At 30.4% G+C, this 24,172-nt stretch carries 24 protein-coding genes; 12 read left to right on the top strand and 12 right to left on the bottom strand.

From position 1 onward, the window contains the following. Positions 1 to 19 precede the first annotated feature (19 nt). Entirely contained in the window at positions 20 to 1,261 is a 1,242-nt protein-coding gene (locus IC213_RS04560) for an ABC transporter permease subunit (protein WP_227437606.1), read from the top strand. A 144-nt stretch (positions 1,262 to 1,405) separates the two neighbouring features. Here IC213_RS04560 and IC213_RS04555 read toward each other — a convergent pair whose 3' ends face one another. Then, complete coding sequence (locus IC213_RS04555) at positions 1,406 to 1,984, bottom strand: ABC transporter substrate-binding protein (protein WP_227483095.1); 579 nt, start codon at positions 1,982 to 1,984, stop codon at positions 1,406 to 1,408. Between the two features lie 380 nt (positions 1,985 to 2,364). On the opposite strand from IC213_RS04555, the gene IC213_RS04550 reads away from it, so the two are divergent. The 6 genes from IC213_RS04550 (at position 2,365) to IC213_RS04525 (ending at position 8,592) form a co-directional block, all read left to right on the top strand. After that, positions 2,365 to 3,099: a class I SAM-dependent methyltransferase gene (locus tag IC213_RS04550; protein ID WP_227437328.1), complete on the top strand. Its 735-nt coding sequence runs from the start codon at positions 2,365 to 2,367 to the stop codon at positions 3,097 to 3,099. A 259-nt stretch (positions 3,100 to 3,358) separates the two neighbouring features. Further along, positions 3,359 to 3,508: a hypothetical protein gene (locus IC213_RS04545; protein WP_227862790.1), complete on the top strand. Its 150-nt coding sequence runs from the start codon at positions 3,359 to 3,361 to the stop codon at positions 3,506 to 3,508. 106 nt (positions 3,509 to 3,614) lie between these two features. Continuing rightward, positions 3,615 to 4,301: a response regulator transcription factor gene (locus IC213_RS04540; RefSeq protein ID WP_227437330.1), complete on the top strand. Its 687-nt coding sequence runs from the start codon at positions 3,615 to 3,617 to the stop codon at positions 4,299 to 4,301. After that, positions 4,288 to 5,277: a sensor histidine kinase gene (locus IC213_RS04535; protein ID WP_227437332.1), complete on the top strand. Its 990-nt coding sequence runs from the start codon at positions 4,288 to 4,290 to the stop codon at positions 5,275 to 5,277. Before IC213_RS04540 ends, IC213_RS04535 begins: the two co-directional genes overlap by 14 nt. Positions 5,278 to 5,359: 82 nt before the next feature. After that, the gene (locus tag IC213_RS04530; protein WP_227437334.1) at positions 5,360 to 6,037 is read left to right on the top strand and encodes an ABC transporter ATP-binding protein; all 678 of its coding nucleotides are present in this window, start codon (positions 5,360 to 5,362) and stop codon (positions 6,035 to 6,037) included. Between the two features lie 8 nt (positions 6,038 to 6,045). Then, positions 6,046 to 8,592, top strand: coding sequence for an FtsX-like permease family protein (locus tag IC213_RS04525; RefSeq protein WP_227862789.1), 2,547 nt, complete (start codon positions 6,046 to 6,048; stop codon positions 8,590 to 8,592). A 230-nt stretch (positions 8,593 to 8,822) separates the two neighbouring features. Here the strand turns inward: IC213_RS04525 and IC213_RS04520 are convergent, their stop codons facing one another. Further along, entirely contained in the window at positions 8,823 to 9,311 is a 489-nt protein-coding gene (locus IC213_RS04520; RefSeq protein WP_255613419.1) for a prolyl-tRNA synthetase associated domain-containing protein, read from the bottom strand. Between the two features lie 440 nt (positions 9,312 to 9,751). On the opposite strand from IC213_RS04520, the gene IC213_RS04515 reads away from it, so the two are divergent. From IC213_RS04515 to IC213_RS04505, 3 genes are all read left to right on the top strand, one after another. After that, complete coding sequence (locus tag IC213_RS04515) at positions 9,752 to 10,135, top strand: PBECR2 nuclease fold domain-containing protein (protein ID WP_227830545.1); 384 nt, start codon at positions 9,752 to 9,754, stop codon at positions 10,133 to 10,135. A 535-nt stretch (positions 10,136 to 10,670) separates the two neighbouring features. Next, on the top strand, positions 10,671 to 11,054 hold the full coding sequence (locus IC213_RS04510) for a YtxH domain-containing protein (RefSeq protein ID WP_227482660.1): 384 nt from the start codon (positions 10,671 to 10,673) through the stop codon (positions 11,052 to 11,054). A 2-nt stretch (positions 11,055 to 11,056) separates the two neighbouring features. Next, positions 11,057 to 11,410 carry a hypothetical protein gene (locus IC213_RS04505; protein ID WP_227435212.1) on the top strand — a complete coding sequence of 118 codons (354 nt, stop codon included), beginning with the start codon at positions 11,057 to 11,059 and terminating at the stop codon, positions 11,408 to 11,410. Positions 11,411 to 11,570: 160 nt separating this feature from the next. On the opposite strand, the gene IC213_RS04500 is transcribed toward IC213_RS04505, so the two are convergent. The 6 genes from IC213_RS04500 to IC213_RS04480 all read right to left on the bottom strand — a co-directional run bounded on the left by IC213_RS04500 (position 11,571) and on the right by IC213_RS04480 (position 16,428). After that, positions 11,571 to 12,362: an N-acetylmuramoyl-L-alanine amidase gene (locus tag IC213_RS04500; RefSeq protein WP_227435210.1), complete on the bottom strand. Its 792-nt coding sequence runs from the start codon at positions 12,360 to 12,362 to the stop codon at positions 11,571 to 11,573. Between the two features lie 123 nt (positions 12,363 to 12,485). Continuing rightward, the gene (locus IC213_RS04495; RefSeq protein WP_227435208.1) at positions 12,486 to 12,929 is read right to left on the bottom strand and encodes a deoxycytidylate deaminase; all 444 of its coding nucleotides are present in this window, start codon (positions 12,927 to 12,929) and stop codon (positions 12,486 to 12,488) included. A 221-nt stretch (positions 12,930 to 13,150) separates the two neighbouring features. Next, positions 13,151 to 13,285, bottom strand: coding sequence for a hypothetical protein (locus tag IC213_RS20895; protein WP_009889851.1), 135 nt, complete (start codon positions 13,283 to 13,285; stop codon positions 13,151 to 13,153). Between the two features lie 549 nt (positions 13,286 to 13,834). Next, the gene (locus IC213_RS04490; protein ID WP_227435206.1) at positions 13,835 to 14,635 is read right to left on the bottom strand and encodes an ABC transporter permease; all 801 of its coding nucleotides are present in this window, start codon (positions 14,633 to 14,635) and stop codon (positions 13,835 to 13,837) included. Continuing rightward, positions 14,625 to 14,816, bottom strand: a complete 192-nt coding sequence (locus tag IC213_RS04485) for a hypothetical protein (RefSeq protein ID WP_255287799.1) — start codon at positions 14,814 to 14,816, stop codon at positions 14,625 to 14,627. Before IC213_RS04485 ends, IC213_RS04490 begins: the two co-directional genes overlap by 11 nt. Next, positions 14,785 to 16,428: a recombinase family protein gene (locus IC213_RS04480; RefSeq protein ID WP_227862788.1), complete on the bottom strand. Its 1,644-nt coding sequence runs from the start codon at positions 16,426 to 16,428 to the stop codon at positions 14,785 to 14,787. The genes IC213_RS04485 and IC213_RS04480 overlap by 32 nt, the downstream gene beginning before the upstream one ends. Positions 16,429 to 16,769: 341 nt before the next feature. Between IC213_RS04480 and IC213_RS04475 the strand changes: the two genes are divergently transcribed. Then, positions 16,770 to 16,946, top strand: coding sequence for a hypothetical protein (locus tag IC213_RS04475; RefSeq protein WP_227437652.1), 177 nt, complete (start codon positions 16,770 to 16,772; stop codon positions 16,944 to 16,946). 178 nt (positions 16,947 to 17,124) lie between these two features. On the opposite strand, the gene IC213_RS04470 is transcribed toward IC213_RS04475, so the two are convergent. Next, positions 17,125 to 18,723: a peptide chain release factor 3 gene (locus tag IC213_RS04470; protein ID WP_227862787.1), complete on the bottom strand. Its 1,599-nt coding sequence runs from the start codon at positions 18,721 to 18,723 to the stop codon at positions 17,125 to 17,127. Positions 18,724 to 19,068: 345 nt separating this feature from the next. Further along, complete coding sequence (locus tag IC213_RS04465) at positions 19,069 to 20,754, bottom strand: recombinase family protein (RefSeq protein ID WP_227862786.1); 1,686 nt, start codon at positions 20,752 to 20,754, stop codon at positions 19,069 to 19,071. A gap of 341 nt (positions 20,755 to 21,095) precedes the next feature. Here IC213_RS04465 and IC213_RS04460 point away from each other — a divergent pair, with 341 nt between their 5' ends. Continuing rightward, positions 21,096 to 21,272: a hypothetical protein gene (locus tag IC213_RS04460; RefSeq protein WP_227437652.1), complete on the top strand. Its 177-nt coding sequence runs from the start codon at positions 21,096 to 21,098 to the stop codon at positions 21,270 to 21,272. A 178-nt stretch (positions 21,273 to 21,450) separates the two neighbouring features. Here IC213_RS04460 and IC213_RS04455 read toward each other — a convergent pair whose 3' ends face one another. Both IC213_RS04455 and IC213_RS04450 read right to left on the bottom strand, forming a co-directional pair. After that, positions 21,451 to 23,049, bottom strand: coding sequence for a peptide chain release factor 3 (locus IC213_RS04455; protein ID WP_227437655.1), 1,599 nt, complete (start codon positions 23,047 to 23,049; stop codon positions 21,451 to 21,453). Positions 23,050 to 23,429: 380 nt separating this feature from the next. Further along, complete coding sequence (locus IC213_RS04450) at positions 23,430 to 24,029, bottom strand: ABC transporter ATP-binding protein (protein WP_227482658.1); 600 nt, start codon at positions 24,027 to 24,029, stop codon at positions 23,430 to 23,432. Positions 24,030 to 24,172 lie beyond the last annotated feature (143 nt).

The raw sequence follows: 24,172 nt of genomic DNA, 5'->3' as shown, positions 1-24,172 counted from the left end.
TATGTGTGAGGGGATAAATATGTCTACATTAATTAAGTTTGAATTAAAAAAGATAATAAAAAGAAAGTCTACAATAGCAGTTGTTTTAGGAAGCTTGATTTTAAGTATATTTCTTTTTGCCTTAATGCCACTCAAAGAAAAATCCTATGATGAGAATGGTAAAGAGTATAGAGGGCTACAAGCTATTGAACTTTCAAAACAACAATCTAAATTAAACGAGGGATACATAACAGATAAAAAAATAGAAAACTCAATCAGAGAATATCAAAAAAATTTTAATAATCCAAATAATATTGTAAAAGATGAAAATGGATTTTCAAGTTTTAAGCAAGGCGTTTATTGGAGATTCTTTTATCCAAACAAAACATTTTATAACTTTATAACAGAATCATATAATGCACCAAATGATTTTAATTCTATGATACTTCAATCAATATCATTAAAAAATAGAACTAATTTTTATAAGTTTAGAAATGAAAAAGTAAATACAATATTAAACAGTGAATATTCAGATGGAAATTATGCACAAAAAGAAAAAGAGTTTTGGTTATCTAAGAATAAGAAAATAAATGAACCCTATTTAAATGGATATTATGAAGGCTGGAATTATTTTTTACTGGGTAGAGACTTACTAATTTTCACTATATTGGCTATCTGTATAAGTATAGCTTCTGTATTTTCAGGAGAATATCAATCAGGTACTGATTCAGTGATATTGTCTTCTAAATATGGAAAAACAAAAGTTATAACAGCTAAAATAATAAGTTCCTTTTTATTTGGGACAATTGTTTTTATAATAAATACAATTATATCTATTGGAATTCTTATATTGTCTTTTGGAGTAGATGGATGGAATTTACCATTACAACTTACAGTGAGCTCAACACCATACCCAGTTACATTTTTACAAGCAACCTTATTGAGTATTTTAGTTATCTATATGATATTAATAGCATTAATTGGATTTACACTTTTATTATCTTCTTGCATGAAATCGCCTTTTCCAGTTTTAATTACAGATATAGTGTTACTATTTATACCACTATTCTTAAAATATAGTGAGACAAATTGGCTATATAATCAGATTCTTCGAATTTTACCATCAAATGCTATTTCATTCTCATTTTCTGAGTATGTAAACTACAGATTTGGAAACTTAATAATAGATTTACCTACAATGATTATTTTTACAGGTTTAATATTATCAATTATTTTTTTACCTTTTGTTAAGAATAACTTTAGAAAACATCAAGTTAATTAATATATAATATAGAAATATATGAAAAAAATAATAATACAAAAAAGACATGAATGAAGAGTAATTCATCTATGTCTTTTTATATTATCTTGACATTAAATTTAGTAATAATTATATTATATGTATTTTAGATGCTATAAATCACAGTTATAAACAGACTGATTTTTGTACATCAGTTCTTACGTTGACATTGCCTGCTTTTAAATTTTCTCCAATAGTAAGCCCTTTGTCTTTTAGAACATATTCAAAAGTCATTAGTGGAACGCCACCTTTTCTACCACCTAATATTTCTTTTCCTTTTAAATCATCATAGGAGAAATTAGGCATCTTTTCTCTGGCAACTAAAAAGCTACCATCTCTTTTAGTTAATTGTGCAAAGTTTACAGCATAATCGTTTTTGTTTTGATTATATACATATATGGAAGCTTCAGGACCCATTAAGCCTACATTTGCTTCACCTGAAATTAAAGCTGCCATAGTTTTATCCGCACCTTGAGTATTTATAAGGTCAACCTTTATTCCTTCATCCTCGAAGAATCCTTTTGTAATAGCAGCATATTGTGGGGCATAAAAAACAGAATGAGTAACTTCTGCAATAGTTACTTTATCTAAGTCTTTAGATGAAGCAGACTTATCATTTTCATCATTAGAGTTAAAATCACATCCAGTTAAGCATATTGTGCTCATAACAATAGAACTTGCAATTGCGATTATTTTTTTAAACATAATAAATACCTCCCATAAGACATCCGAATAATATATAATATTAAATATTTGTTGTAGTTGTTACAAAAATATATACCTATAGAATTTATTTCTACAATAATTTAAAAATAATTTTTATATTTGAATTTTTCAAGTAATCGATTATATTAAATAGATTGTATTGATTATTTGTAAATTAAGATATAAAATTAAAACAGTAATGTTTTTATATAAATTATATAGGCACAAAATTTATTAATAATAGATATTAAATTAATTCATATAAATAATAATTTAATTTTATAAATTTAAAAAATGTTATTGTGTAAAGTAGTGAAGATTTGCATTTTATATTTTGGCAAATATAGTTAAACAAGTACAGTTAAAATGGAGGAAATTAAATGAAACAAAATAAATATGATAATGATGAATTTTTTTGTAAATACAGTGATATGGAACGCTCTAAAAAAGGTCTTGAAGGTGCTGGAGAATGGCATACTCTAAAAAAAATGTTACCTGATTTTGAGGGGAAACGAGTATTAGATTTAGGGTGCGGTTTTGGATGGCACTGTCAATATGCAGTTGAAAATGGTGCAGAGTCTGCTATTGGAATTGATATTTCAGAAAAGATGCTAAAAGAAGCAAGAAATAAAACCAAATTTGATAATATAAAATACATATGTATGCCTATTGAAGATATAGACTTCCCAAAAGATTGCTTTGATGTAGTAATTAGTTCTTTGGCTTTTCATTATATTCAATCATTTGAAGATATATGTAAAAATATAAGCAATTGTCTTTCAAGCGGAGGAGATTTTGTATTTTCAGTTGAACATCCTATATTCACTGCATATGGAGCTCAAGAATGGTACTGTGATAAAGATGGAAACAATTTACACTGGCCAGTAGATAACTATTTTATAGAGGGACTTCGAAAATCAAATTTTTTAGGGGAAGAAGTTATAAAATATCATAAAACATTAACTACTTATCTAAATACTTTAGTTAAAACTGGATTTGAGATATTAGAAATAATCGAACCTCAACCAGAAGAGAAATTATTAAATACGATTCCTGAAATGAAAGATGAATTACGTAGACCTATGATGTTACTTGTTTCTGCAAGAAAAAAGTAATAAAAAATAGTGGAATTTTGGTTGCAAGTGATTATGGGATTCTATTGGGTGACACAAGCTATATATTCAAAGAGGGTGAAAGCACTTGTTGCTTTCACCCTCTTTATTACATTATAAACATGTACATTTGACACTGTAAATATAGGTAAGGCATTTATCAAACCTGTATTTACAGGAATATGGTTACTTTCTATAACAATGTAAAATGAGAACTTTCGAAAATTGATTTCATTATGGAGAACTATTTTCAAGTGTAAAGATGCTTGTTAAAGCAGCTTTACCTAGACCTCAACTTGTGTATTTCCATCAAAAGAAATATAATATAGCAATGGAGGTGTTACGCGTGAGCTATATAACAACAAAAGAATCCTTGAAAAATTGGGGAATTGCATACATAATAGTGATATGAAATTACTCTGCTGAGCGGGTTAAGTAAACAAAAAAATGAAGAATATGTGATTTGTTTCAGCTGATGGACGATATAGAAATAGTAAAGTAAAGGATGGTGAAAACAAATGAAACGAATATTTTTGGTTGAGGACGATAAAGCAATCGCTAAAAATCTTATGCTTTTGCTGCACTCAGAAGGATTTGAAGTCACTCACGCTCCTACACGAGGTGAAGCTATTGCCATGCTTTCCAGTAATAAATTTGACTTGGCGTTAATTGATATTTCCTTACCTGACGGAAATGGTTTTACAGTTTGCACAGAAATCAAAGAAATGCAAGATGTTCCTGTTATCTTTCTGACAGCTTCAGGCGATGAGGCGAGTGTTGTTACTGGGCTGAATATAGGCGCAGATGACTATATAACAAAACCTTTTCGTCCACGTGAATTGATTGCGCGAATTGGAACTGCCCTACGAAAAAACGGACGTTCAGAAGCGGCTTTTGAAATCTGTGGGCTTCATGTCGATATGGCAAGTGGCGTTGTGAAAAAAAACAGCAATGAGGTTTTTCTTTCAGCTTTAGAGTACCGCTTGTTGTTGGTGTTTATTAATAACCCCAAAAGTATTATCACGAGGAGCAGGCTCCTTGATGAATTATGGGACGCGGCGGGTGAGTTTGTCAATGATAATACATTAACTGTGTACATAAAGCGCTTGAGGGAGAAGATAGAGAGCGACCCAGCAAGCCCACAAATAATTCTGACTGTTCGTGGGACAGGGTATAGATTGGGGGACGATTATGCTTCGAAATAGAGAGTTTAAGCAGTTTGCTATTTTGTTCTCTTTAATGGCTGTCACCACTGTAACGCTTGGATTTACAATAAATATGGTGGCGGGAATCCTTTCTATTATTTCTGTTACTGCATTTGGTTTAGCGTTTTTCTCTTTTACCAAAGCTCGATATAAAAATATTGCACAGATTTCTAATCAAATTGATCTTGTGCTTCATAATGCTGACCATCTGTATATTGGTGAATCGGACGAGGGCGAACTTTCCATTCTGCACAGCGAGATAACAAAAATGACACTATGTATTCGGGAACAAAACGATGCGCTGAAAAAAGAAAAAGAACATCTTGCTGATTCGTTGGCTGACATAGCCCACCAACTCCGCACACCTCTTACATCCGCGAATATTATTCTGTCATTGCTATCAAATAGCTCTGATGAAAATCAACGAAAGGCATTGGTGAGGGAAACAGAGGAATTATTTGTAAAGATGGATTGGTTGATTACTTCCCTATTGAAGTTATCTCGCTTAGACGCAGGTATTGTAGTTTTCCAAAGCGAGCAGATAGATGTGAACAACTTGATATACAACTCACTTCGACCATTTCTAATTCCAATTGAACTGCATAACATTGCTTTACAAATAGATGTGCCTAAAGGAATGATTATTCAGGGTGATTCGGGTTGGCTTTCAGAAGCAATTCAGAATATCCTCAAAAATTGTATGGAAAGTGCAGGCGATAATGGGAAGATTGAGATTGTTTGTGAAGATAATCCGCTATTTACTGAGATTACTATCCATGACAGTGGCACAGGATTTGAAAAAGAAGATTTACCTTATTTGTTTGATAGATTTTATCGTGGTAAAAACGCAGAAGCCACAGGATATGGGATTGGATTGGCACTCTGTAAAATAATTATAACACGACAGGGAGGGACGATTACTGCAAAAAATCACCAAAAAGGTGGCGCGATATTTGTAATTCGTTTCCCAAAGTGACTAATCTCTCACCTGAAAGTCACACAGATGTAAGTTGAAAGTTATATTATATGGTTAAACCATAAGAAAGGAGACTTACATAATGGAGTTCTTAAAAATTGAAAATCTATGCAAGGTCTACGGCAAGGGCGAGAACAAAGTTACCGCACTTGATAATGTTTCGCTTACAATAGAAAAGGGAGAGTTTACTGCAATCATTGGTTCATCTGGCTCAGGAAAATCCACATTACTTCATATCATCGGTGGAGTGGACGTACCAACAAGCGGAAAGGTGTATTTGGACGGTCAGGATGTATATGCCCAAAGCAATGAAAAGCTGGCCATTTTCCGTAGGCGACAAGTCGGACTGATTTACCAATTTCATAACCTTATTCCAACTCTGAATGTTGTGGAAAACATCACTTTACCTATACTGATGGACAAGCGAAAGGTCAATGAGGAACGCTTAAATGACTTGATGGACCTACTTGGCCTAAAAGACCGCAAAACGCATTTACCAAATCAGCTTTCTGGCGGTCAGCAACAGCGTGTTTCCATAGGACGTGCTTTAATGAATGCCCCAGCGGTAATGCTTGCTGATGAACCCACAGGTAGTTTAGACAGCCGAAATGGACATGAAATTATCAATCTATTGAAATTAAGCAATAAAAAATATCGTCAAACCCTTATCATTGTAACGCATGACGAAAATATAGCCCTGCAAGCAGACCGCATTATCTGCATATCAGATGGCAAAGTGACGCGAGATGAAAGGAGGTAGGTATATCCATGAACATTTTCAACAAAGTTGCACTGCAAAACATGAAAAAGAGACGCACACGAACGATTGTAACAGTTATCGGAGTTGTTCTGTCTGCTGCTATGATTACAGCAGTCGCTACACTTGCCATTTCCCTGCAAAACTATATGGTAAATGGTTCGATTGAGAAATATGGTGGTTGGCACGTTGAGTTTTTGGATGTTAATTCCTCTTTCGTACAGAAACAGATAGGAAATGATAAAGTTGCAAATACCGCAACATTTGAAAATATTGGCTATGCAAAGCTTGATGGCAACAAAAATCCAAGCAAACCGTATCTTTTTATAGCTGGATTCAGCGAAAAAGCCTTTGATACTTTGCCTATAACTTTGATTTCTGGCAGATTACCTGAAAACAGTGGAGAGATTCTTGTTTCGGGTAAAGTTGCAACAGATGGCGGTGTTAAATTCGCAGTGGGCGACACTATTTCTTTGCCTGTGGGAAACCGTATGAATGGAAATGAGAAGCTTAGTCAGAGTGACCAATATACTGTTGGAGATGAAACTCTTGTTCCACAAGGCGAGAGAAGCTATACAGTTGTTGGTACCTGCCAAAGGCCTGTCTTTGAGGAATCTTCCGCACCAGGATACACATTGATAACCAAAGCGGATGCACAAGTCAAAGCTGACAGCCTTAGCTTGTTTGTCACGTTGAAAAATCCACGTCAGGTTCATTCATATACAAACAGTACTGGAGACCATGCTTACGTTTTAAATGATAATGTGTTGCGTTTCATGGGTATTTCCGACAATAACTTGTTCAATATGCTTTTGTACTCAGTTGGTGGTATTGTGGTCGCCATAATCATGCTCGGCTCGATTTTTCTGATATATAATTCGTTTAACATGTCGTTGAACGAACGCACACAGCAGTTTGGAATCCTTTCATCTGTTGGAGCTACAGCAAAGCAGCTACGTAATTCAGTTTTATTTGAAGGTCTTTGCATTGGTGCTGTTGGCATACCGATTGGTGTTGCGGTTGGTATAGTTAGTATTGGACTTGTTATTTCTGTTATCTCCAAAAATTTCGCAAATGTTCTATACACCAATGTACCTTTGACCTTGACATTGTCCATCCCAGCAATCGTTGTTGCGGCAGTGGTCAGCATGGTTACCATCTTGATATCGGCTTATATTCCAGCTAGAAAGGCTGCCAGCAAACCAGTGATGGAGTGTATTCGCCAGACGAACGAGGTGAAAATTGAATCCAAAGCAGTAAGGATATCAAAGCTTGCACAGCGTATTTACGGTCTGGAGGGAACTCTGGCGCTGAAGAATTTTAAAAGAAACAAGAAACGCTATCGTAGTATTGTGCTATCGCTTGTTTTAAGTATAGTGCTGTTCATATCGACCAGTGCTTTGGTAGCTGATTTGAAACAAGTTTCAAATCAGGCATCAGAGGTTACTGACCAGGACATCATTTTTTCCACACAGGACATGAATGACAGTAAAATGCTACAGCTATACGATAAGCTGAAGACTACCAATGGTGTGTATGAAGGCTTGTATCAAGAACTTATGACCTATTCATGTGTTGTTAAAGTAAGTGAACTTACAGATGATTACTTGAACTATGAGGGTTCACATTCGCCATCTGAAACGGTTGATATGCCAGTAGATATGCAGTTTCTTGATGACAGTACGTATCTGAATATTATCAAAAGTCTGGGGTTGCCAACAGAAGAGTACACTGGGCAAAATGCAAAAATGATTGCCGTTTCCATGATGGTGGAGGATGACCATACTATTGATATCTTCACAAATTCTTCCATAAATCTTGAACTTACTCCTGAAGCTGATAGCAAGTCGAACACAGTCGATAGGAAAAATGTAAACATTTCATTTGTAAAAGTCGTGCCACCTGATTCTCCACCAGGTGTCAGAAACTCAAAGATGAGGAAAGCCTGCTTCAGGGTGTTGGCACCTTATTCGGTCAAAGATTCGTTTGAGACTCCAAGTATTTCTAAAGGAATTAAAAGCCTGAGTTTTAAATCAAAGAATCCCAATCAGTCAGTTGCAGAAATGGAGAAAATCATCGAGAGGGAAGGGATTACGGCTGAGTACAACCTGTACAATATGTATGGAATGATGGACGAAAACCGTAATTACATCTTTATTGCCAATGTGTTCGCATATACCTTTATAATTATGATCTCGCTGATTGCAGTAGCCAATGTATTCAACACAATTTCCACAAATATCAAGTTACGCCGTCGTGAACTTGCCATGCTTCGCTCTGTGGGAATGTCTGAACGTGATTTTCAGAAGATGATGAATTTTGAGTGTGCCTTTTATGGCATGAGGTCGCTGCTCTTTGGACTTCCTATAGCTGTAATTTCTTCCTGGCTAATTCATAAAGGAATGGTCAAAGATGATATAGATTTTGTACTTCCATGGACCAGTATCGGAATCAGCGTGTTTGTCGTTCTCTTTATAGTGTTCATTACAATGTTGTATGCCATTAGTAAAATAAAAAGAGAAAATATTATTGATGCGCTTAGGGATGATATGACTTAATAGAAAATAAAAGAGATACCTGCGTGATTGAGTTCAAATGATTCACAATTGTCCCAAAAGGAGATTTAAACATTGAAAATACAGAGTTCATCCTATGGAAGTAGTGTGAATTATACTAGGGGTTCTTATGAACCCCCCTTTCTATTTTTTGTATAAAAAAGTGGATGACTCAAATTTTTATTTTGAGGTACCCACTTTATCTATCATTTATTATATGTAAAATAATAAAACTATACTTCTACATAGTATATTTCATTTCCATTTTTTTCTATAATCCTTTTTAAATCTTCAAACTTTAAAAATACAGTGGCAGTATTGTCATTTGGATGTATACCTATTTTATCCATTTTCAATAAATCTTTATCAAATACAATTTTTACAATAGCATCAGTATCATTTAGTATACCAAAAGGTGTTACAGCTCCCTTAGTAAGTTTTAGATATTTTTCAAGTCTTTCTTCAGAAGCGAAACTAAGAGGTTTACTATCAATTTTTTGGCGTATATCCTTTAAATCTGCTTTTTTATCTTTACCTAAGACAACTAAAAAGTGCTCTTTACCCTTAGAATCACGAAGGAATAAATTTTTTACAACAAACTCCATTTGTAGTGTTTTTAATTGTTCCATTTCATCAATTGTATAGACTGCAGGATGATTTACAATTTCATAAGATATATTTAGTTCATCCAATTTTTTATATACTTCTTGTTGAGCGTTCATAATTTCCTCCTGTTGGTAATTTATTTGATATATAAAAATAATATTATCATAGAACACTTTAAAATAAAACATGCATTATTATTCTGTACAAACAAAAGTCTACTATATTTTCTCCATATCTAATCATAAAATCTTTCAACAGCCTTGCCTAATTTCATTTCAATTCTTACTATTATAATAATTCAGAATATATATATTTTCAAGTAAAAAATGATATATATATAATATAAGCTTAAAAAACTAAAAATTTTCCAAAAATAATTTGAAAATAGAGCCTTAGTTACCATTTATAAATCATATAAAAAGAGGTTATGTAAGGTCAGATATGAAAAAACTATATTATACTATCTTTTCTTTTTCGAATAAACTATACTTTAAATATAGATATTTAATTTTAATAATTTTAGCAATAAATTATCTTAGAAAGGAATGTGCTTTATATGTCTACAGACAAAGTTGTTGGAATCATAGATGAAGAATTAGCTGAACTCGCTGGAATTAAATATACTGGTAAAATTTATGCTTCTTCTGGTGTTATAAAACATATAAAGAAAAAACATAGAGGTCAATTGAGTAAAGACATTTTTAATGATATACTAGAAACTATAAAAACAGTGCTAAAATCTCCTGAGTATATAGGAAGTCATCCTAAAAAACCTGGTAAAAGTGTAGAATTTGTAAAAAAACTTGATGATTATATATTAGTTGCTACAGAACTAGATACAAAAAAGGGATATCTATATGTCTCTTCATTATACGCCATAAAAGAAGCAAAATTAGAAAGTAGAATTAGTAGTGGAAGAGTATTACAATATGATGGTTAACATAATATTATTAATTTTTCCTAAAGCATTGAAAAATATTATCAAATAAGTTATAATATAAATATATATGTAAATATTTATTTATTAGATTTGAGGTTGGAAAAGGCACCCAATACGCTGCTTATAGGGTAGTTAATAGAGATGCAGGATACGCCGCCCTGCCAAATCTAATTAAATTTAAAAGAGAGGATTAATTCCTCTCTTATTGTTTTTTTAATTAATTTATTTAAAAGGGTTAAAAATATGGAGATATTTAGCACAAAAGAAATAAGATGTTTAAACGCTAATGAAGAATTGTATTTAGAAACTGCATCAAAATTTTTGATATACAGTGAAAGAGTAGGAGACTTATATTAAAGAGTTTTCAGATACTTATATTATAGAATTTTTGGAATGTAGTTTAGAATTCTTATTATATATATAAATACTAGAAAGAACTTTTTATTAGTTTTTAAAAATTTAGTTAGAAACTATATCATTATGGAAAAAAATGTATTATAATATTTAGAAATATTATAATAAGGAGCGATTGGATATGAGCTTATCAAAAAAAATAGAAGATAAAAGAAAAGCTAAACAAAGAGCTGAAAAAGCCAAACAAGCTAAAATTGCAACGGCTGGTGTCGTATTAGGAGCTGTTACTGGTGCAGTTGGAGGAGTATTACTAGCACCTAAATCAGGAAAAGAAACAAGAGAAGATATAAAAGATGCATCTCAACAAATTGCGGATAAAATAAACATGAAAACAGTGGATGTAAAAGGTAAGATGTCTGAGAAATTAGAAGACAGAAAAGGAAATTTCATTGAATCAAAGCAAAAGATAAGAAATTATATAGATAATAAAAAACGTGTTGAAGATTCTAGCGAGGAAGATAAAGTAATAGACATTGTTGAACCAGTAAGTGTCACTGAGGAATAACAATGAATAACACAATAACAATTAATATTAGTATAATATATGTATTATTAGCTATACTTGGGTGTATCGCTTTAATTTATTTAATTATTGTACTTGCTAAATTACATAAGATTTTAAATACTGTTGGAAATGTATTAAATGAAAATACTCAAAATATAAATACAACTTTAAATAATCTTCCTAGTGTTGTAGATAGTTTTGGAGAAGTAGGCGAGAATATGAAAGATGTAACAGAGGCTGTTACTGAAGTTACAGCAGACTTTCTTGTTACTAAAGACAGCGTTAAATCAAATATGGATGTCATAGTTGATATATTAACTATAATTAAAAATATTTTTTCGGATAAAAAATATTAATACGATAAGCTTTAGTATTTCTGTGAATTTAAAACTTTACTAAACTAATTTTACAGAAAATACTTTATAAAGTACAAATAAATAAAGATGTATCTATTGATGAATAAACATAATAAGTAGATACATCTTTTTATTATATATTTATAAAATAATATCTATTTTATAACTTACCTACTTGTCTTAATGCTAATTTTACAGTTTCATATCTATCAGCACCATTTATTATTACATCACCTTTTACAAGATTATTAGCTTCTCCACCTACAACATAAACTTTTTTGCCTAAACCTTGCTTATAGCTAGATGCTTCTACTACTAAAGCATCTTTCAATTGCCAGTATAAAATTTGAGCAGCAACTTTATCAGCATCCCCCTTATAAACTATTACATTTTCATACACTTTATCTCCCCCTTGAGAATTTGATATAGATTTATTTAATATTCCTTCTGCTATTAACTTAGCAACTTTATCTTTATTATTAACATAGTAATCTGTATCTGCTTTGCTATCTACAAAGCATACTTCTATTAGTATAGCTGTTGCGTTAGTGTGATTAAGCCAATAAAGATCTCTAACATCAGATTTTGCACCTCTATTTTTAAATACTGTAGCTAGTTTAGCATTTACCTTTTCTGCATATGCTTTTCCATTATTAGATTTATATATAGTTTCTGTACCTTCTGGGGCTGAAGTTGTAACATTTGCATTAAAATGAATCTGAACAGCTAAATCAGCTTCTTGTTTATTTGCTATAGCACATTGGTCAGCTAAATGATTATTTGATGCATCAACTTTTCCTGTATAAACAGTAGCCCCTCCTAATTTAAGCCATTTAACTATTAAGTCATTCATTATTCTTGTTTCTTTACTTTCGTTTATATATCCTACAGCTCCTGTACCTTTCCCAGTTAAAGTGTGCCCTGGTATTACTACTACTTTCAAATTATACATCTCCTTTATGATTAAATTTAACTTCTATTTAATATATGCACAATTTAAAATTTTGTTTCTTTTTATACTTTAATTATCTAATATAAAATATTTTGTAAAATTATAGAATAATATGTGTAAGTATTAAAATTGCAATTTTGTATATAACACATTGCTTGATTGTAATAATCTCAAGGCATATTCATCCATCCTATATCCAGTTTTATAGTAGATATGTTTAATTCCAGATTGAATTATGGCCTTAGTACAATTTAAACAAGGAAAATGGGTTACATAAATAGAACAATCTTTAACTGATATGCCTTCTTTAGCACAATAGTAAAGGGCATTTTGTTCGGCATGAATGGTTCTAATACAATGACCATCTCTCATCTCATGACCAACTTCACTACAGTGATTATCTCCAGATATACTACCATTGTATCCAGTAGATACGATTCTGTTTTCTGAGTTAACAATTATAGCTCCAACATAAGCTCTGTCACAAGTACCTCTTTCAGCTACTGTCTCACATAATCTCATAAAATACTCTTGCCATGAACATCTATTTTCAAGTTTACTTTCCAAACTAAATACCTCCAAATCTTATCTTTAATATATAAGATTTATACCTCAAAAACAGTATTAAAAACAAATTTGTTTTATAGCTAAAAGTATAAAAGATAAAATAAATTTTAAATTGTTTTTTTAATAATTAAATCTTATTTCATTAAACTTTTTATAAAATTTTCATCATAAAATATGAAAACTGTCTTAATAAAATCAAGACAGTTTTTTATAATCAAAATTTATAACACAAGTTCATATTTTTCTTTAAACTCTTTTACAGCTTCAGGCCATGCCTTTTGTTCTGTAATACCTTTTTCTTTGGCTATTTTAATTGCAATTTCTCTTATCATTGCAGCTCCTTCTAATATTCCCATTTTCAATCTCCCTTCAAGTATCTTTTTGTACAGAATATAAATAGTGCTGAAATTTCTTACATATTACATCTACTACAATATCTATACAACATATAACTTATGAATTCCTTTTATTTTTATGCGCCTTTAACCGACATATAATTATATGCATTAAGCCTTAAAATTATGAATTTGATGATAATTATTTTTTATCTTTTATATATAATTGTGTAAGTTGCAAAATAGGGTAATCAGTATTTTAATTGTTCTATTACATTATAATATACTCAATAAAAAATAAGATTGTATGATACATCTCCAGATATTATGGAAAGATGAATTGTACTATTGGATTTATGTAATAAAATCAGTAAATATCTAACTTATTTTACTGATTTTATACACTAAAAACTGTAGGTAAATTTGCTTTATGTTTCTCACAAATATTCCTACAGTTTCACATATTAAAGTTATATAGTTATAATTTTTTAATTGTACAATTCTAGTATTTCTAGAAAACTATCCTATAAATACTAGAATGATTAAAATTTACTAAATAATATTTTTTATTTATCTAGAATTATATATTTTTTCAATAATGTTAACTATAGCATACATTGCCCATGCACAAACAGCTAACACGAATACACCCATCATTACTAAATCTAACTTAAATACTTGACTGCCATAAACTATCAAGTATCCTATTCCATATCTTGATACTAAAAATTCTCCTACTATAACACCTACCCAAGCCATGCCAATATTAATCTTAGTTAAGTTTATTAAATTTCCTGTATTTGCGGGTAATATAAGTTTAAATAGGATTTGTGATTTGCTAGCTCCAAAACTCTTTAACATCTTAATTTTTTCTTCATCTATATTCATAAAGTAATTATAGGCTGAAAGTATGGTAACAACAACGGAAATAGTTACAGCTGTTACTACAATTCCTTCTATTCCAGCACCAACCCAAACTATAATTATAGGAGCCAAAGCAGTCTTAGGAAGAGCATTTAAAACTACCAAAAATGGGTCTAATATTTTTGATAATTTTTCTGACCACCAAAGAGCAATAGCTACTAAAATACCTAAAACAGTTCCTATAACAAGACCAAGAACTGTTTCATATACAGATACTCCAATGTGTTTAAATAGTTGGCCACTAGATGCATATTGAATAAACAAATTGTAAATATCACTTGGTTTGCTGAATAGAAAAGTATTTATAACATTTAAATCAGCTAAAATCTCCCAAATTATAATAAAGCCAATTAAAATTAATAGTTGATAAAATAATACATTTCTTTTTTCTCTTTTTACACCTTTAATATAGTTTATATATCCTTCAGATCTTTTATTAAGCCTCATGTGTATCTAGCTCCTTCCATAAGATGTCGAAATACTTTTGAAAATCGGGAACTTTACGTGTTTTGAGAGGCGTTTTTGTTCCATCCATATTAAGTTCAATGTCATAAATATTTTTTATAGTAGCTGGTCTTTTAGATAGTATTGCAACTTTATCTGATATGCTTATTGCTTCTGCCATCACTACAGAAGTGCGACCTATCAGACAACGAAACTAAGTCATCTATGTCAGCACCCATATAAACAATGCTAAGAGTGTTGCTAGAACTATCCCAAACTATAGAATCAATAATAGTAGACAACAATAACTTCTTATTATCCAAATTAGCATCATCAACCATATTATTAAACTTTTCTAAATTACTAACAACAATATCTAAATTAACACTGGCATTTTTAATATCAGCATTGTTATCTTCTAAGTTTCTAACCTTAACTTTTAATTCTTCAATTTCACTATTTAAACTTTCAATCTGAGAGATAATATAATTAGAAGCAACACTACCAGTATTTTTAGCAAGTTCTATAACTAAATTACTGATGATTTTTTCTTTATCCTTAATAAAATTCCTAAATAAATTAATCTCACTATTAATACTATTTGATGCATTATCAACTTTAATCTTATTTTCATGAAAAGCATCTATAATAGCTTCTACATTACAATTTTTAATTCTTTCAATAACAATAGCTTCAACTAAAGGTCCTTTAAGATTTTTACAATTACAAGCATCAACACCAAGATTCTTTTTAGTACCACATACATAATAATACTTTAATTCTTTATCAGTTCGTTTGCCTTTATAAGTAATTCTCATATTAGAACCACACTTAGAACATTTTAAAATTCCTGATAATAAAGCAACTTTACCAGTAGCAATTCTTGGACTCTTATCACGATTAGCATCAAGTAAACCTTGAACTTCAAGCCAAGTAGTAGAATCTATAATTCCTTTATGTTTAGCAATAGCTGCGATAGGTGTAGATGTATTTTTAGCATAAGTAAGTATTCCACATTCATTATCAGGAGTACCGATAACTTCCATATTATTATTTCTAAGATATTCTACAACAACATCATTAGCTTTTACATAAACAGGACTTCTAAGTATACCAGATAATGAACTAGGGTCAAATTTACCACCACGAGGACCTTTTATTCCATTGTGATAAACATATTTGTATAATTGAGATAAAGATCTAAGTTCTAGATACTTAGCATAAACTATTTTAACAACTTCCATCTCATCATCACTAACTTCTAACTGATACATACTTCTTTCTTTTAGGTTTTCATCTAAGTATTTAATTTTTTTACTGCTAAATCCATGAGGGGTTTTACCACCTAGCCATCTCCCAGTACGAGCAAGTTCATACATATTATCTTTTATACGTTCAGCTATTGTTTCTCTTTCAAGCTGTGCAAATACACTAGATATAAACATCATAGCTCTTCCCATTGGAGTAGAAGTGTCAAATTGCTCTTTGATAGATATAAAAGATATATCTAATTTATTTAATTTTTCTATTAGAGTAGAGAAGTCAGATACATTTCTTGATATTCTATCCAATCTATAGCACACAAGATAATCAAATTTGTTTGCTTTTGCATCTTGCATCATTTTTTTAAACTGAGGTCTATCTATATTACCACCACTAAAGCCTTCATCTTCATATATTAAAAAATCTTTTATACCAACAGATTTAGCATAGTCCATACATAGTTGTATTTGATTTTCTATAGATTCACCTTTGCCCGTAAATTTTGATTTTCTTGAATAAATTGCAGCCTTCATAAGTTTAACCCCCTTAAACTTTGGTATAAATTGACTTGAATAAGTAATATTCTGGTATTCAATTTCATATCACAAAAGAGTAGATGTATTTATCAGTTCACCCCTTATAGTAGTATTTTCAATACGTATAGGTATTAATAGTGTTTTATTATTTACTTATATATAAATATATGATGTAAAGAATACATTAAATGTTAATAATACATTTTTATTGCATCATATGAAAAAATATTGATTTCGTTTTCATAGAGAAAATTTGAGACTTAATTAGTTGTGTCAAGACAAGTCTATAACCTCATAGATTAATATAATAACTCAATTAAGGCATAGGGGGGTTATATATGGATATAAAAGTTGTGGAGATTTTTCCTACAAATCCACTGGAACTAAAAAAAATAGAATCAGCTAAAGCTATATGGTTTGTAAATGCATTAAGAAAAAAGTATCCTGAGGAAGTTTTAGATAAAGCCTTTAAGATACTAGAAGAAGATTTAGAAAAAAGTGAAGCTAAAGCTTAAAATTTTGATAAGGTATACATATGATATAAGAGAGGAAAAACAAATGAGAAAATATTTGGATTCACATATATTTTATGAGACTAATGGCATTAAAAGAGAAGAGTGGTTAGAAAAAAGAAAATCGGAAATCTCCCCCCTACGTTTAAAAATAGACGTAGGGGGCATTAATATTTATTTTTTATAAAGAAGTTTCTCTTAAAACTAAATTTTCATTTCTTTCAATTAGATGTCTAATAGACCATTCATTTTGAAATAACAATACTGGATTGCTATTTTTATCTTCAACTAGTATTGTATCCATTGGTATTGAAAGCTTATCCGATTTGAAAGTATCAGGTTCAATCCAACGTATGTGACGATAAGGTAGTGTATTCATTATCATATCAACACCATATTCTTGTTTTAGACGATATTCTAAAACTTCAAATTGAAGAACTCCAACGACTCCTACAATAAGTTCTTCCATACCAAAATTAGGTTGTTTGTATATCTGTATAGTACCTTCTTCTGATAATTGTGTAAGACCTTTTAAGAACTGTTTTCTTTTAAGAGCATTCTTTGTAGATACTCTTACAAAATGTTCAGGAGCAAATTGTGGTATACCAGTGTATTGTAAATTTGATTTTTTTTCACTTAATGTATCACCAATATTAAATATTCCTGGATCATGTATCCCTATAATGTCCCCTGGATAAGCTGAATCTATTATAACACGGTCTTGGGCTACAAACTGTTGAGGTTGTGAAAGTTTAACCTTTTTGTTTCTTTGTACATGAGTTACTGTCATACCTTTTTCAAATTTACCAGAGCAAATTCTTAAAAATGCAATTCTATCTCTATGAGATTTATCCATATTAGCTTGAATTTTAAATATAAATCCTGAGAAGCTATTAGAATTAGGGTCAATATCACCTAAATTACTGCTACGAGGATTTGGCGGAGGTGTTATTTCTAAGAACGATTCTAAAAATGGTTCTACACCAAAGTTGGTAAGGGCACTTCCGAAGAACACAGGCGTCAATTCACCATTTAATACTCCGTCTAAATTAAAATTATCTCCAGCAATATCTAAAAGTTCAATATCCTCTAGTAGTTTTTCATGAAGAGCATCACCTAATAAAGTATTAAATTTTTCATCAGATATATCTCCAGTTGTAGATTTAGCAATAGATTGTCCATGGTTACCATCATCAAATAGTTCAACTTGATTTTTATGACGGTTAAACACACCTTTGAACTCTTTACCAGAACCAATTGGCCAGTTTACTGGACAAGAGCGAATTCCTAGAACATTTTCAATATCTTCAAGTAGTTCAAAGGGATCCTTTCCTTGACGGTCCATTTTATTTATAAAAGTGAAAATTGGTATTCCTCTCATTTTACAAACTTGGAATAATTTCTTTGTCTGATCCTCGACACCTTTAGCAGAGTCAATAACCATTACTGCACAGTCTGCTGCCATAAGAGTCCTATAAGTGTCCTCACTAAAATCTTGATGCCCTGGAGTATCAAGAATATTTATACAAAAGTTATTATATTCAAATTGAAGAACACTTGATGCAACAGATATACCTCTTTGTTTTTCAATTTCCATCCAGTCAGATACTGCATGTTTTTGAGATCTTCTTGATTTAACTGATCCGGCTTCACGAATGGCACCACTATATAATAGAAACTTTTCAGTTAATGTAGTTTTTCCTGCATCGGGATGGGAAATGATTGCAAAGGTTCTTCTTCTTTTAACTTCATCAATCAAGCTTAAATTTTGTTCTGTCAATTTTTATCATCCTTTATTTTAATTTTACGATTATCCAAATATAAAAAATTATATTTATTAATAGTTTTAAAATGAACATAATTTTCCATATGCTATAAAAAACTACAATCCTATTAATATTATAACTTTATTGCAAAACTGTCAATATAAAAACCTTATGAAAACAGCTTTACTATCTTACTGTATATCACAAACCCCTTTTTAAGATTAAAAGGACTTTTTTATAATTCCTAGCTCGTTAGAAGCAATAGCACCCTCAACTATTCTACATTTCATACATATTAAGATTGACTATAACAACTTCATATTTATGAGTATTATCATGAAAAATATCTGAGTTAGAATCTAAATGGATGGATTTAAATAAAATAGATTAATTCCTAAAGTTGCACTTTTATAGAAAGTGCATCTGCCATCACTACAGAAGTGCGACCTATCAGACAACGAAACTAAGTCATCTATGTCAGCACCCATATAAACAATGCTAAGAGTGTTGCTAGAACTATCCCAAACTATAGAATCAATAATAGTAGACAACAATAACTTCTTATTATCCAAATTAGCATCATCAACCATATTATTAAACTTTTCTAAATTACTAACAACAATATCTAAATTAACACTGGCATTTTTAATATCAGCATTGTTATCTTCTAAGTTTCTAACCTTAACTTTTAATTCTTCAATTTCACTATTTAAACTTTCAATCTGAGAGATAATATAATTAGAAGCAACACTACCAGTATTTTTAGCAAGTTCTATAACTAAATTACTGATGATTTTTTCTTTATCCTTAATAAAATTCCTAAATAAATTAATCTCACTATTAATACTATTTGATGCATTATCAACTTTAATCTTATTTTCATGAAAAGCATCTATAATAGCTTCTACATTACAATTTTTAATTCTTTCAATAACAATAGCTTCAACTAAAGGTCCTTTAAGATTTTTACAATTACAAGCATCAACACCAAGATTCTTTTTAGTACCACATACATAATAATACTTTAATTCTTTATCAGTTCGTTTGCCTTTATAAGTAATTCTCATATTAGAACCACACTTAGAACATTTTAAAATTCCTGATAATAAAGCAACTTTACCAGTAGCAATTCTTGGACTCTTATCACGATTAGCATCAAGTAAACCTTGAACTTCAAGCCAAGTAGTAGAATCTATAATTCCTTTATGTTTAGCAATAGCTGCGATAGGTGTAGATGTATTTTTAGCATAAGTAAGTATTCCACATTCATTATCAGGAGTACCGATAACTTCCATATTATTATTTCTAAGATATTCTACAACAACATCATTAGCTTTTACATAAACAGGACTTCTAAGTATACCAGATAATGAACTAGGGTCAAATTTACCACCACGAGGACCTTTTATTCCATTGTGATAAACATATTTGTATAATTGAGATAAAGATCTAAGTTCTAGATACTTAGCATAAACTATTTTAACAACTTCCATCTCATCATCACTAACTTCTAACTGATACATACTTCTTTCTTTTAGGTTTTCATCTAAGTATTTAATTTTTTTACTGCTAAATCCATGAGGGGTTTTACCACCTAGCCATCTCCCAGTACGAGCAAGTTCATACATATTATCTTTTATACGTTCAGCTATTGTTTCTCTTTCAAGCTGTGCAAATACACTAGATATAAACATCATAGCTCTTCCCATTGGAGTAGAAGTGTCAAATTGCTCTTTGATAGATATAAAAGATATATCTAATTTATTTAATTTTTCTATTAGAGTAGAGAAGTCAGATACATTTCTTGATATTCTATCCAATCTATAGCACACAAGATAATCAAATTTGTTTGCTTTTGCATCTTGCATCATTTTTTTAAACTGAGGTCTATCTATATTACCACCACTAAAGCCTTCATCTTCATATATTAAAAAATCTTTTATACCAACAGATTTAGCATAGTCCATACATAGTTGTATTTGATTTTCTATAGATTCACCTTTGCCCGTAAATTTTGATTTTCTTGAATAAATTGCAGCCTTCATAAGTTTAACCCCCTTAAACTTTGGTATAAATTGACTTGAATAAGTAATATTCTGGTATTCAATTTCATATCACAAAAGAGTAGATGTATTTATCAGTTCACCCCTTATAGTAGTATTTTCAATACGTATAGGTATTAATAGTGTTTTATTATTTACTTATATATAAATATATGATGTAAAGAATACATTAAATGTTAATAATACATTTTTATTGCATCATATGAAAAAATATTGATTTCGTTTTCATAGAGAAAATTTGAGACTTAATTAGTTGTGTCAAGACAAGTCTATAACCTCATAGATTAATATAATAACTCAATTAAGGCATAGGGGGGTTATATATGGATATAAAAGTTGTGGAGATTTTTCCTACAAATCCACTGGAACTAAAAAAAATAGAATCAGCTAAAGCTATATGGTTTGTAAATGCATTAAGAAAAAAGTATCCTGAGGAAGTTTTAGATAAAGCCTTTAAGATACTAGAAGAAGATTTAGAAAAAAGTGAAGCTAAAGCTTAAAATTTTGATAAGGTATACATATGATATAAGAGAGGAAAAACAAATGAGAAAATATTTGGATTCACATATATTTTATGAGACTAATGGCATTAAAAGAGAAGAGTGGTTAGAAAAAAGAAAATCGGAAATCTCCCCCCTACGTTTAAAAATAGACGTAGGGGGCATTAATATTTATTTTTTATAAAGAAGTTTCTCTTAAAACTAAATTTTCATTTCTTTCAATTAGATGTCTAATAGACCATTCATTTTGAAATAACAATACTGGATTGCTATTTTTATCTTCAACTAGTATTGTATCCATTGGTATTGAAAGCTTATCCGATTTGAAAGTATCAGGTTCAATCCAACGTATGTGACGATAAGGTAGTGTATTCATTATCATATCAACACCATATTCTTGTTTTAGACGATATTCTAAAACTTCAAATTGAAGAACTCCAACGACTCCTACAATAAGTTCTTCCATACCAAAATTAGGTTGTTTGTATATCTGTATAGTACCTTCTTCTGATAATTGTGTAAGACCTTTTAAGAACTGTTTTCTTTTAAGAGCATTCTTTGTAGATACTCTTACAAAATGTTCAGGAGCAAATTGTGGTATACCAGTGTATTGTAAATTTGATTTTTTTTCACTTAATGTATCACCAATATTAAATATTCCTGGATCATGTATCCCTATAATGTCCCCTGGATAAGCTGAATCTATTATAACACGGTCTTGGGCTACAAACTGTTGAGGTTGTGAAAGTTTAACCTTTTTGTTTCTTTGTACATGAGTTACTGTCATACCTTTTTCAAATTTACCAGAGCAAATTCTTAAAAATGCAATTCTATCTCTATGAGATTTATCCATATTAGCTTGAATTTTAAATATAAATCCTGAGAAGCTATTAGAATTAGGGTCAATATCACCTAAATTACTGCTACGAGGATTTGGCGGAGGTGTTATTTCTAAGAACGATTCTAAAAATGGTTCTACACCAAAGTTGGTAAGGGCACTTCCGAAGAACACAGGCGTCAATTCACCATTTAATACTCCGTCTAAATTAAAATTATCTCCAGCAATATCTAAAAGTTCAATATCCTCTAGTAGTTTTTCATGAAGAGCATCACCTAATAAAGTATTAAATTTTTCATCAGATATATCTCCAGTTGTAGATTTAGCAATAGATTGTCCATGGTTACCATCATCAAATAGTTCAACTTGATTTTTATGACGGTTAAACACACCTTTGAACTCTTTACCAGAACCAATTGGCCAGTTTACTGGACAAGAGCGAATTCCTAGAACATTTTCAATATCTTCAAGTAGTTCAAAGGGATCCTTTCCTTGACGGTCCATTTTATTTATAAAAGTGAAAATTGGTATTCCTCTCATTTTACAAACTTGGAATAATTTCTTTGTCTGATCCTCGACACCTTTAGCAGAGTCAATAACCATTACTGCACAGTCTGCTGCCATAAGAGTCCTATAAGTGTCCTCACTAAAATCTTGATGCCCTGGAGTATCAAGAATATTTATACAAAAGTTATTATATTCAAATTGAAGAACACTTGATGCAACAGATATACCTCTTTGTTTTTCAATTTCCATCCAGTCAGATACTGCATGTTTTTGAGATCTTCTTGATTTAACTGATCCGGCTTCACGAATGGCACCACCATATAATAGAAACTTTTCAGTTAATGTAGTTTTTCCTGCATCGGGATGGGAAATGATTGCAAAGGTTCTTCTTCTTTTAACTTCATCAATCAAGCTTAAATTTTGTTCTGTCATTTTTTATCATCCTTTATTTTAATTTTACGATTATCCAAATATAAAAAATTATATTTATTAATAGTTTTAAAATGAACATAATTTTCCATATGCTATAAAAAACTACAATCCTATTAATATTATAACTTTATTGCAAAACTGTCAATATAAAAACCTTATGAAAACAGCTTTACTATCTTACTGTATATCACAAACCCCTTTTTAAGATTAAAAGGACTTTTTTATAATTCCTAGCTCGTTAGAAGCAATAGCACCCTCAACTATTCTACATTTCATACATATTAAGATTGACTATAACAACTTCATATTTATGAGTATTATCATGAAAAATATCTGAGTTAGAATCTAAATGGATGGATTTAAATAAAATAGATTAATTCCTAAAGTTGCACTTTTATAGAAAGTGCATCACCAATATCATGTGTAACTAAAATAGTAGACTTATTTTCATTTTTAATAATACTATAAACATCATCACAAACCAACAGTCTAGTTTGATAGTCAAGAGCTGAAAAAGGTTCATCTAAAAGTAAAACATCTGGATTTACAGAAAGTGTCCTAATAAGAGCAACTCTTTGTCTCATACCACCAGATAATTCTTTAGGATACATACTTCTGAAATCCCATAGTCCATAAGTCTTTAAAAGCTCTTCAACTCTATCTAAAGATTTTTTATCTTTTTTACCTTGAATTTCCAAACCAATAGTTATATTATCCATTATATTTCTCCATTCAAGCAGATTGTCTTTTTGAAACATATATCCAATATTTCCAGTAATCTTTACATCACCACTAGTTGGTTTTAAAAGATTAGTAAGAATATTTAAAATTGTAGATTTTCCGCTTCCAGAAGGACCGAGTAATGTTAGTATTTCACCTTCTTTTAAATTAAAATTGACATCCTTTAATACTTCAAGCTCGCCTTCCTTAGTGTAGAAGTTCATATTGATATTTTTAACTTCTACTATGTTGTCATTCATTATGCCACCCCCTATAACTTTTAGCTCGTATATATTATGTTATTAACATTACAACCTATTTGTACCATTTTTCATAAATATAATATAAATATTTTGTTTATTTACGTATTTTCTTAGTAACTTGTACGTATAAATTATAGATA

Source organism: Clostridioides sp. ES-S-0049-02, from assembly GCF_020658465.1.
In the GTDB taxonomy this organism is placed as follows: domain Bacteria; phylum Bacillota; class Clostridia; order Peptostreptococcales; family Peptostreptococcaceae; genus Clostridioides.
This window is presented reverse-complemented; position numbering and strand designations above follow the sequence as displayed.